Here is a 9554-nt window from a genome sequence, read left to right on the forward strand (position 1 = left end):
AGATCGTGCAGCGCAATCTCTTCGCCCGCCTGCAGCTGATCGTTGCAGTAAGTGTAAACCTGCTGACGATAGTTCTGGCGCTCGTTTTTATCGAGTTCTGATTCGGCGCAGTAATCATCAACCGCTTGCAGCAAGCCACGGTTTTGCGCTTTGGTGTCCAGACCGACGCTGGCACCGAGGAAATCCATAAAGAAATCCGCCACTTTACGGCCCACGCGACCGCGCAGGAAGGTCAAATAGCGGGTCGATTCCGGGTTGGTTTCCCACTCGGTGAGATCGATACGCGCCACGATATCCGCATGATTGATATCAAGATAATGGGTGCTGCTGATATCCAGCTGCTCGTTGACGCGCATGCTCGACTGGCTGTTCAGTACCGCAATCAGCAAATATTCGACGGCCAGATAGCGATAGTGCAGGAACAGCACCACGCCGCCTTCCGCAAACGGATATTTACCCAGCTCATCGCGCAGACGTCCGGTTGCCGCACGGCTAAATGCCAGAAAGTCATCTTCCCCTTTGCGGCAGTTACGCAACGCGTCGGCCAGTTCGCTGTCCTCGTTAAACAGGCCGTAAGCTTTGCTTTTGGCGCTGTAAACCCGATGCAGCTCTTCTGCCATCTCTTCAACCGCGCGGGTCGCAGGCAGCAAAGTGTCGCGCAGTACCAGTTCCAGCTGGTTTTCATCACGTTTAACTAACTGATGCAGGGCAATCTGGTCGATATCCAGACTCATGGTAGACTCTCCTTTTAGCTCAGGCGCGTATTCAAACACCGCCCGCAGCCGCTTTCAACTACCAGCACAAACTGATCGCTCTGCTTGCGATAAAATTGCGGAAAAAAGTGCGTTGTTACGGTAATATACCGCCTTTTCACCCTTGATTAGACGACGATATGCCACAATCATCCCGTTACAGTGACGAACGCGTGGAAAAGCTCCTCGCAGAGATGGCGCAGATTCTTGAAAAAGATAAAGCGCCAACCGACCTTTCCCTGATGGTATTGGGTAACATGGTAACTAACTTGATCAATACCAGCGTTTCACCGGCTCAACGCCGCACTCTGGCACGATCTTTCGCGGATGCGTTGCAGTCATCCGTACGCGACGATAACGCTCATTAATATGCAGATTTGACCTCATAATATGGTAACCAACCGGCAGCGCTACCGCGAAAAAGTCTCCCAGATGATCAGCTGGGGGCATTGGTTTGCCCTGTTTAATATTATCTTCGCGTTTATATTAGGCAGCCGCTACCTGTTGGTCGCCGACTGGCCCGCGTCGCTCGCGGGACGTATCTATGCCTTTACCAGCTGGATCGGTCATTTCAGTTTCATTGTCTTCGCGGGCTATCTGCTGATCATATTCCCGCTCACCTTTGTGGTGATGTCACAGCGATTGCTCAGGGTGCTGTCGGCGATTATCGCCACCGCCGGGCTGACGCTGATTATGGTCGATAGCGCGGTCTTCAGCCGCTTCCACTTGCACCTTAATCCGGTGGTGTGGGAGCTGGTGATTAACCCCGATCAAAGCGAGATGGCGCGCGACTGGCAGCTGATGTTTATCAGCGTGCCGCTGATTTTCCTCGTCGAAATGCTGTTCGCGACCTGGAGCTGGCAAAAGCTGCGCAGCCTTAATCGGCGTTCGTTCGGTAAACCGCTGGCCGCCCTGTTTATCAGCGCCTTTTTCGCCAGCCATCTGCTCTATATCTGGGCGGATGCTAACTTCTATCGCCCTATTACTATGCAGCGCGCCAATCTGCCGCTCTCCTATCCAATGACCGCGCGTCGCTTCCTTGAGCGTCATGGTTTGCTGGATGCGCAGGAGTATCAGCGCCGCCTGGTGCAACAGGGCGATCCGGAAGCGTTGTCAGTGCAGTATCCGCTGAGTGACATTACCTTCCGCGATGGCGGTACGCGCCACAATCTGCTGGTGCTGACCGTTGATGGCCTGAACAACGCCACGGTGGAAAAAGCGCTGCCGTCGCTCCATCAATTCGCCAGCGAAAACGTGCGCTTCACCCAGCACTACAGCGCGGGACTGCAGCCGGAAAAAGGGTTGTTTGGCCTGTTCTACGGCATCTCTTCAAGCTATATGGATGGCGTCTTAGCATCGCGCACGCCTTCGGCCCTGCTTAATGCGCTGAATGCGCAAGGCTATCAGTTTGGCTTGTTCTCATCGGATGGCTTTAGCCAACCGCTATATCGTCAGGCTTTATTAGCCGATTATTCGCTGCCGCAGGCCGATACCCAGCCGAATAGCACCACGGTGACGCAGTGGCAAAACTGGCTCAACGGACAGAGATCTAACAGCGCGCCGTGGTTCTCGTGGATTGCTCTGAACGGTGTCACGGTTAATGGCGACAACCTGAAGGCACGTCAGCGCAGTTATGCGCGTCAGGCAAGCGGTGTCGATGAGCAGATTAATGCGGTGTTGCAAACCTTGCAGGATCGCGACTTGCTGAAAAATACCGTGGTGGTAATTACAGCGCAGCGTGCGGTCAATCTTGATAGCAACGATGATAATCCAGGTAATCGTGCGACCTTGCAGGTGCCGCTGGTGGTGCATTGGCCGAACACGCCCGCGCAAACCATCGATCGCCTAACCGATCAGCAGGACGTGATGACCACGCTGATGCAGCGTCTGCTGCACGTGCGCACCAACCCCGCCAACTTCTCGCAGGGTGAAGATCTGTTTGCCGCGCAACGCAGCCACGATTGGGTGGCGAGCAGCGAAGATGGCAAACTGGTAGTGACCACGCCAACCGTGACGCTGGTGCTGAATAACAACGGCAGCTACAGCGCTTACGATGCGCAGGGTCACAAGCTGAAAGATCATAAACCGCAGTTGGCATTGCTGCTGCAGGTGCTGACGGAAGAGAAGCGATTCGTCGCAAACTGATTAATTATGAGGCAGTTAAATGCTGCTCATATTGCAATCGTGCGCGGAAACAGTAATATTCTTCCTCGTTCGGCACGTAGCGCAGCCTGGTAGCGCACGGTCATGGGGTGTCCGGGGTCGGAGGTTCAAATCCTCTCGTGCCGACCAAAATCCCAAAAAAAGCAGCCTTTAGGGCTGCTTTTTTATTGCCTGAGATCTGGTCTAAACAATTCGATTTCCGTGCTGATCGATCACCTTCTCGCCATCCTCTTTGATGAACGCTCCCTGCTGCGCATCGGGAAGAATATCAAGTACGGCTTCAGAAGGCCGACATAAGCGAGTTCCCAACGGAGATACGACGATCGGGCGGTTAATCAGGATGGGATAGTTCAACATCGCCTCGATGAGTTGCTCATCGCTAAATCTCTCCTCAGCCAAACCCAATTGCTCAAAAGGTTCGACATTTTTGCGCAGCAATGAACGCACACTGATACCCATCGCACTGATCAACACTTTGAGCTTTTCACGACTGGGCGGCGTTTCAAGATAGAGAATAATGGTCGGCTCAACGCCGCTATTGCGAATTAGCGCCAGCGTGTTGCGCGATGTACTGCAGTCAGGATTGTGGTAAATGGTAATGTCGGTCATGGTTGCTCTCATCTTAATGGGACAACGTCAGGCGCAAGGCCAACGCACTCAGGGTGACCAGCAGCACGGGAAACGTCATCACGATCCCCGCGCCGTAATTAAAGCCCCTATCGTTGCCGTCCAACCAATGCTCAGGCCGCGCGCCTGCCAGAAACATCACGCCCCCAATTAATTCGAATAATCGAATGTGTTTAATGATTATTCACAACCCGCAGCGGCGGCGTTCTTCAGCGACTCACGCACTTCCTCACGTTGGCTATTCCAGGCCGTATCGATAATCAATGCAGCCCAGGCCGGCATATGCGGAGAGAGACGATAATGAATCCATTTGCCTTCACGTCGATCCATAATCAGCTCAGCATCGCGCAGCAAGGCAATGTGGCGTGAAATCTTTGGCTGTGATAGCTGGGTAACGGCGCAGAGATCGCAGACACACAACTCTCCGGCCTCTCGCAATAATAAAACGATCGTCGTACGCGTTTCGTCGGCAAGCAGTTTGAAAAGTTGAACAGGAAGCATCGATTTGGGTTCCAGTGAAAATTTAATACATATGTTAATTCATATGTGTTAGAAGTAAAGACAGAATTTACAGCCTGGAGATTTTCACATGACCTCATTTCCTGCCCTGGTGACTGAACACTTTGATCCCTTCATTGCCGAACAGATCGGTAAATCTGATCTGCCACCGAAATTTCTCGTTCTTTACGGTTCGGTACGTGAGCGCTCGTTTAGCCGATTCTCGGCAGAAGAAGCCGCCCGCTTGCTGACCAGAATGGGCGCTGAGGTGAAAATTTTTAACCCGTCGGGTTTGCCGCTGCCTGATGATGCGCCTGAAACGCATGCAAAAGTGCAGGAGCTGCGGAGCTTGGTGAGGTGGTGCGATGGCATGGTATGGAGCTCGCCAGAACGGCACGGCGCGATGAGCAGCATCCTGAAAGCGCAAATTGACTGGATTCCACTGACTGAAGGCGCCATCCGTCCTTCGCAGGGAAAAACCCTGGCAGTGATGCAGGTGTGTGGCGGTTCCCAATCTTTTAATGCCGTCAATCAGATGCGCGTGCTGGGTCGATGGATGCGGATGTTCACCATTCCCAATCAGTCTTCGATTGCCAAGGCGTGGCAGGAATTTGATGAAGAAGGCCGGATGAAACCCTCGGCGTACTATGATCGGATTGTTGATGTGGCTGAGGAGTTGTTCAAAATCACGCTGATCCTGAAAGGCCACGCTGACTATCTTGCGGATCGCTATAGCGAACGTAAGGAGAATCACCAACAACTCACAGCGCGCGTGAATCAGGCGAAGATTTAAGGATGACGGGCTGATCGTGCCTGAACTGCCAAGCATTATCAGATTATCGCCAGGAGATGAATGATTATTAGCTTTTAATCAGTAACTTACCGAAAGCAAACCAACCCGAGCCAGATCACATTTCTGGATAAATATGACAGCACTTCATCAAACTGAAACAAAACTGTCACAGAATTCTCTTACTCTTAGGTCTCTTGTTTTTTCGATGGAAACCATTATGGTCATCAAAGCAAAAAACCTGCAGGATGCGGAAGAACTCCTGCACTCGGGTATCAATAAAGTTGAACTGGCTTACGATATCGGCAGCGACGATTTCTTCCGTCTCGCCTCGCGCTGGTGCGATCGCGGTGCGCGCATCACCAAAGGCCATCAGCACTTCGTGGTGCAGATTAAAGGAATGGCGATTCCGCCAAACAACTAAAAGTAGGCGAGCCCCTTTGGCTTGCTCTCCATCCGGCTGACTGGTAAAACTACGTTTTCCGTCAGCCGTGATTTTTTATGTTCGCCTCTCAAACGCCGCTTGCTCTGCCCTCTTCCCCGTTTATCCACGCTGCTGGCATGTCGCTGGATGTATTGCCGATCGCCTGGTGTGAATTTGATCAACAACACTGGCATGCCGAACTGCATCAGGCATGGCAACTGCCGCTGCCCGCGTCGCTACAGAGCGCGGTGACCAAACGTAAAGCCGAGCATCTGGCGAGTCGTTGGCTGGTGCAGCAAAACCTCGCGAACTTCGGCTTACCGCATTTTGTATTGTGTAATGCGCCCGATCGTTCACCGCTGTGGCCCGCTGGCATTCAGGCGTCGCTGTCGCACACGCACAGCATTGCGGTGATGGCTGCGACGCGCGAGCCACTGTGCATTGGCGTGGACGTTGAGCAGATAATGGCGGAGGAAACCGCTGATGAAACCGCCGGGATGTTGATGAGCACGGCGGAAAAGCAGCGTCTGCTGGCGCAACCTTTGCCCTTTGCCCAGACCGCTACGTTGCTGTTTTCACTGAAAGAGAGTGTGTATAAAGCGTTGTGGCCGCAATTGCATCAGCCAATGGATTTTCTTCAGGCGGAAGTGGTGGAACTGGACGTGCAGCAAGGCCGCGCAACGCTGCGCTTGTGTCGGGATTTTGATAGGCATTTTACCACAAAAGTTTTGCTGGAGGCGCGTTTCTGGCTGGCTGGAAACCGCGTGATTACGCTGCTGACGCATCCACTACCAAAATAAAAAACCGGCCCAGAAATAAACCCGAGCCGGTGACAACACAAGACGACAGAAAAGTGTTCCAGGGACGCAGAAACGAGAATTTCTGCTGGAAGTCACTTTACTCACTCCGCAACCTCTTGCCCAATAAGGGTTTTCGCTAAGCTTTCCCGGCTAGCGCTAATGGCCGGTATCGGTACGTTGCACCGCATCCAGCGTTGCCATCTCGCGTTCGTTGCCGGTCAACTCACTCAGCTGACCTTCGCGCATTTCCAGCAAGCGATCGGCATGGATAAAGTAATGATCGTCGTGGCTGATGGCGAACACCGTTTTGCCCGATTCCTGTAACCACGGCAGCAGCTCACGATAGAAGATGCGACGGAAATGCGGATCCTGATCCGCTGCCCATTCGTCCAGCAGCAGGATGTCGCGTTCTTCAGCAGCTGCCAGCAGCAGCGCCAGTCGCTTGCTCTGCCCTTTCGACAGTTGCAGATTGAGCACTTTGTTGCCTTCCAGCTTGAGCTTATCCTGCATCTTCAGACGCTCCAGCCATTGCTGCACCAGTGCCGGATTGGCCGGTTTTCCCTGGTCCCCGATCAAGCGATCAAACAGATGTACGTCAGTAAACACCGCCGAGAAATGTTTGCGATAGGCATCGAGGTTTTGCCAGTCAACCACTTTGCCGTCCAGCAGTAAGCTGCCCGATTGCGGTTGATAGAGGCCAGTGAGCAGCATCGCCAGCGTCGATTTTCCGCTGCCGTTGCCGCCAATCAGGAACACCAGTTCGCCGCGACGCAGCGTCAAATTGATCGGCCCAACCTGGAATCCGTGCTCGCCATAGTGGAAGCAGACGTCGCGCAGTTCCAGCGTTTGCCAGTCGCTGACTTTTGGCAGCGCTTTAAAGGTTTCTGCATACGGCGCCAGTTCAAAGGTATTGAGCTTGCGGAAGGCAACCTGCGCGCTAAGCAGCGTCGGCAAAGCGCCAACCGCCGCCAGCAGCGGCGTGCGCAGGAACAGCAGCGTCAGCGAATAAGTTGCCGCCACCGCCGTGTTAGCCCAGCCCAATCCGTTCGCCATAAAGAACACGATGCCAATTGCGCCCAGCATCATGATATTCGACCAGTTTACCGCGCTGAGATGGAAGGTATCGGCGCGCACAATATGGTGGCGATAGGTTTTGGCATTTCCTGATAAACGCTGTCGTAAATCAGCTGCGCACGTTCGCGGTTGAGCTGCAGCTCTTTGCGCCCTTCAATAATGGTCTGGAAATCGCGATACAAGTCATCTTCGACTTCACGCAGCTTAGCCATGTGCTGATAAACCCGTGATACCAGCAACCAGCCGCCAACCAGTGTCACCACCAGCCACAGGCAAGTGATCAACAGCATTTTCGGTGAGAGCCAGGCGAGATAAAGCGCCGAACCGAGCGTAATAATGATGCCCTGAATCAGCTCGGGTAAACGCACGAAGGCGATGGTGATGGCGCGCACATCGCTGGTGAGGCCGGCCAGCAGTTGGGCATTGCCGATCTGTTCGATGCGCTCCACGCGCGTATCTAGGATCCGCTTGATGAATTCGCCGCGCAGCCGCCAGACAAAATGGTGGCCGAGCATGGTCAACGCCAGCTGGGAGCCGAGCGTCACTGCCATCAGCAGGAACAGTTGGCCAAGGAAACTTGGCAGCACCGAAATCGAGGTATTCACCGCGACGATCAGCTCATTATTGATATAGGCAATCAGGCCGATACCGAGCACGGCGCTTAACAACGTGAGAAGAATGACGCCAATAAAAGGCCAGCGGTACTGGCGAAAAACGACTTGCAGCAATGCCATCAAAGGGTTCCAGCGGTCAATAAAGCAGCCTGCAGTTTAATGTCGCCTTGGCTGATAGCAAGAATAATTCTCATCCCATATTTGTCTAAATGAATTGGTCGCCATGAATGGCGACCCTACGGATATATGGCGGGGTTTCGTAAGGTGCGCGTTCATGCACACCTGCATATAAACGCCGAAGATGCCTAAAAAGCGCGGCGGAAAGTGAGGTTGTAGCGGAACGCACCCGCCTGCGGATGAATACCGGGTTTGAGCGGCAGAATGCCGTGATAACGCAGGCGCGATGGCCCGCCCCACACCACAATATCGCCATGTTCCAGCAACACGCGCTGGGTGGCATCGCCGCGTTCGAAACCGCCGAACTGGAACACTGCAGGCAATCCTAATGAAACCGACACAATCGGCTGGCGCAGATCCTTCTCATCTTTATCCTGATGCAGCGTCAGTTTTGCGCCGGGTTCGTAGCGGTTAATCAGGCAAGCATCAGGATTGAAACCGGCAAAGCCCGCTTCGCGTGCGGTGTGCTGCGCCAGTTCGCGGAACAGCGCGGGCATCGGCGGCCAATGGTGTCCGCTGTTGCTGTCCTGCTCGGTATATTGATAGCCACGCGAATCGGTGGACCAGCCAAAATCGCCGCAGTTGGTCATCGCCACCGACATGCGATGGCCGCCGGGCGTGATGCGATGGGCAAAGGGATTCTTAGCGGCGACGTCGTGAATCGCCGCCAGCAGCGCATCAGCCTGTTCGCGGGCGCGACGTCGCAGAATCACCGCGCCATCCGCCAGCGGTTCCTGCCACGGCGCTTCGTCACTAAATAAATCCAGCATGTGCGCCTCCTTTATTGAGATGCCTGATCGATGAGGAAGGTTTTAAACTGTGGCGACATCCAGTGAGTAAAGCCGTCGCCCTGCTTGCTGATCAAATAAACCGCCAGATGCTCTTTTAACGCCAACGCTTTAGCGCGTTCGCTACCCATCACCATCAAGCCTGTGTCCCAGCCATCCGCTTCCAGCGCGGTGGTGGCAATCACCGTCGCCGACACCAGCTTGTGCTCAATCGGCCTTCCGGTGCCTGGATCGATGACGTGCGAAATGCGTTTGCCATCCAGTTCATAATAGTTGCGATAGCTGCCGGAAGTGCTGATGCCGTGCCCTTGCAGATCAACGCGCGCTTCCACCGCGTTTTCGCGATCGGTGGGTTTCTGGATCGCCACGCGCCACGGCTTTTGATTGGGATTAACGCCCCGGCTCAATACCGCGCCGCCCACCGAAACCAGATAATTGGTGATACCTTGCTGCTCCATCAGGCGCGCCAGGTGATCGGTGGCATAACCTTCGCCCATGGTCGAGAGATCGACATACAAGCCGGGCAGATCTTTCTGCAGCCATTGGCCGTCAACGCCCTGAATGACGCGCAGATGCTGCAAGCCGGTCAGCGCTTTAGCGGCGGCGATTTCCGCCTCGCTGGGCGTGTGCGCTGGCTGCTTCGTCGGGCCAAAGCCCCACAGATTGACCAGCGGGCCGACGGTAATATCCATCTCACCCGAGGTTTTGTGCCCAATTCGCAGCGCTTCAGTGACAATATCCGCCATATCGGCGCTCACCGGCTGCGGAGTATTACCTTGATACTGATTAAAGCGCGACAGCACCGAATCGCTTTTCCACGTCGAGAGTTCGCCGTCATCGCGATCCA

General features: G+C 54.3%; 10 protein-coding genes, 1 tRNA gene and 1 pseudogene. 6 read left to right on the forward strand and 6 right to left on the reverse strand.

The window, feature by feature from the left end; translation table 11 throughout:
• Positions 1-734 (reverse strand): nucleoid-associated protein YejK (gene yejK, locus RTY00_RS12630; protein ID WP_312664690.1); only part of this gene is annotated, 734 nt, incomplete at its 3' end.
• 158 nt (positions 735-892) lie between these two features.
• On the opposite strand from yejK, the gene RTY00_RS12635 reads away from it, so the two are divergent.
• From RTY00_RS12635 to RTY00_RS12645, 3 genes are all read left to right on the forward strand, one after another.
• Positions 893-1120, forward strand: a complete 228-nt coding sequence (locus RTY00_RS12635; RefSeq protein WP_036648480.1) for a YejL family protein — start codon at positions 893-895, stop codon at positions 1118-1120.
• Between the two features lie 22 nt (positions 1121-1142).
• Entirely contained in the window at positions 1143-2897 is a 1755-nt protein-coding gene (gene yejM / locus RTY00_RS12640; protein WP_312664691.1) for an LPS biosynthesis-modulating metalloenzyme YejM, read from the forward strand.
• Positions 2898-2967: 70 nt separating this feature from the next.
• A tRNA-Pro gene (locus tag RTY00_RS12645) sits at positions 2968-3044 on the forward strand.
• A gap of 54 nt (positions 3045-3098) precedes the next feature.
• Here RTY00_RS12645 and arsC read toward each other — a convergent pair.
• Positions 3099-3524 carry a glutaredoxin-dependent arsenate reductase gene (gene arsC / locus RTY00_RS12650; RefSeq protein WP_312664692.1) on the reverse strand — a complete coding sequence of 142 codons (426 nt, stop codon included), beginning with the start codon at positions 3522-3524 and terminating at the stop codon, positions 3099-3101.
• Positions 3525-3722: 198 nt separating this feature from the next.
• Positions 3723-4043 (reverse strand): metalloregulator ArsR/SmtB family transcription factor, encoded by a 321-nt coding sequence (locus tag RTY00_RS12655; RefSeq protein WP_312664693.1) that lies wholly within the window; start codon positions 4041-4043, stop codon positions 3723-3725.
• Between the two features lie 88 nt (positions 4044-4131).
• Here RTY00_RS12655 and arsH point away from each other — a divergent pair, with 88 nt between their 5' ends.
• The 3 genes from arsH to RTY00_RS12670 all read left to right on the forward strand — a co-directional run bounded on the left by arsH (position 4132) and on the right by RTY00_RS12670 (position 6054).
• Positions 4132-4833, forward strand: a complete 702-nt coding sequence (arsH, locus tag RTY00_RS12660) for an arsenical resistance protein ArsH (protein WP_312664694.1) — start codon at positions 4132-4134, stop codon at positions 4831-4833.
• Positions 4834-5050: 217 nt separating this feature from the next.
• Positions 5051-5254: a hypothetical protein gene (locus RTY00_RS12665; RefSeq protein ID WP_008105079.1), complete on the forward strand. Its 204-nt coding sequence runs from the start codon at positions 5051-5053 to the stop codon at positions 5252-5254.
• Positions 5255-5331: 77 nt separating this feature from the next.
• Positions 5332-6054, forward strand: a complete 723-nt coding sequence (locus RTY00_RS12670) for a 4'-phosphopantetheinyl transferase superfamily protein (protein WP_312664695.1) — start codon at positions 5332-5334, stop codon at positions 6052-6054.
• Positions 6055-6210: 156 nt separating this feature from the next.
• Here the strand turns inward: RTY00_RS12670 and RTY00_RS12675 are convergent.
• From RTY00_RS12675 to apbE, 3 genes and pseudogenes are all read right to left on the reverse strand, one after another.
• Positions 6211-7862 (reverse strand): annotated as a pseudogene (locus RTY00_RS12675) (multidrug ABC transporter permease/ATP-binding protein).
• 185 nt (positions 7863-8047) lie between these two features.
• Entirely contained in the window at positions 8048-8689 is a 642-nt protein-coding gene (gene alkB / locus RTY00_RS12680) for a DNA oxidative demethylase AlkB (RefSeq protein ID WP_312664696.1), read from the reverse strand.
• Positions 8690-8700: 11 nt separating this feature from the next.
• The coding region (gene apbE, locus RTY00_RS12685; protein ID WP_312664697.1) for an FAD:protein FMN transferase ApbE at positions 8701-9554 on the reverse strand (854 nt) is incomplete at its 5' end.

Source organism: Pantoea sp. CTOTU49201 (genome assembly GCF_032054795.1).
In the GTDB taxonomy this organism is placed as follows: domain Bacteria; phylum Pseudomonadota; class Gammaproteobacteria; order Enterobacterales; family Enterobacteriaceae; genus Pantoea; species Pantoea symbiotica.

Coding starts and splice junctions, on each gene's coding strand:
- RTY00_RS12635 (WP_036648480.1), top strand. CDS start 893: ATGCCACAATCATCCCGTTACAGTGACGAACGCGTGGAAAAGCTCCTC.
- yejM (WP_312664691.1), top strand. CDS start 1,143: ATGGTAACCAACCGGCAGCGCTACCGCGAAAAAGTCTCCCAGATGATC.
- arsC (WP_312664692.1), bottom strand. CDS start 3,524: ATGACCGACATTACCATTTACCACAATCCTGACTGCAGTACATCGCGC.
- RTY00_RS12655 (WP_312664693.1), bottom strand. CDS start 4,043: ATGCTTCCTGTTCAACTTTTCAAACTGCTTGCCGACGAAACGCGTACG.
- arsH (WP_312664694.1), top strand. CDS start 4,132: ATGACCTCATTTCCTGCCCTGGTGACTGAACACTTTGATCCCTTCATT.
- RTY00_RS12665 (WP_008105079.1), top strand. CDS start 5,051: ATGGTCATCAAAGCAAAAAACCTGCAGGATGCGGAAGAACTCCTGCAC.
- RTY00_RS12670 (WP_312664695.1), top strand. CDS start 5,332: ATGTTCGCCTCTCAAACGCCGCTTGCTCTGCCCTCTTCCCCGTTTATC.
- alkB (WP_312664696.1), bottom strand. CDS start 8,689: ATGCTGGATTTATTTAGTGACGAAGCGCCGTGGCAGGAACCGCTGGCG.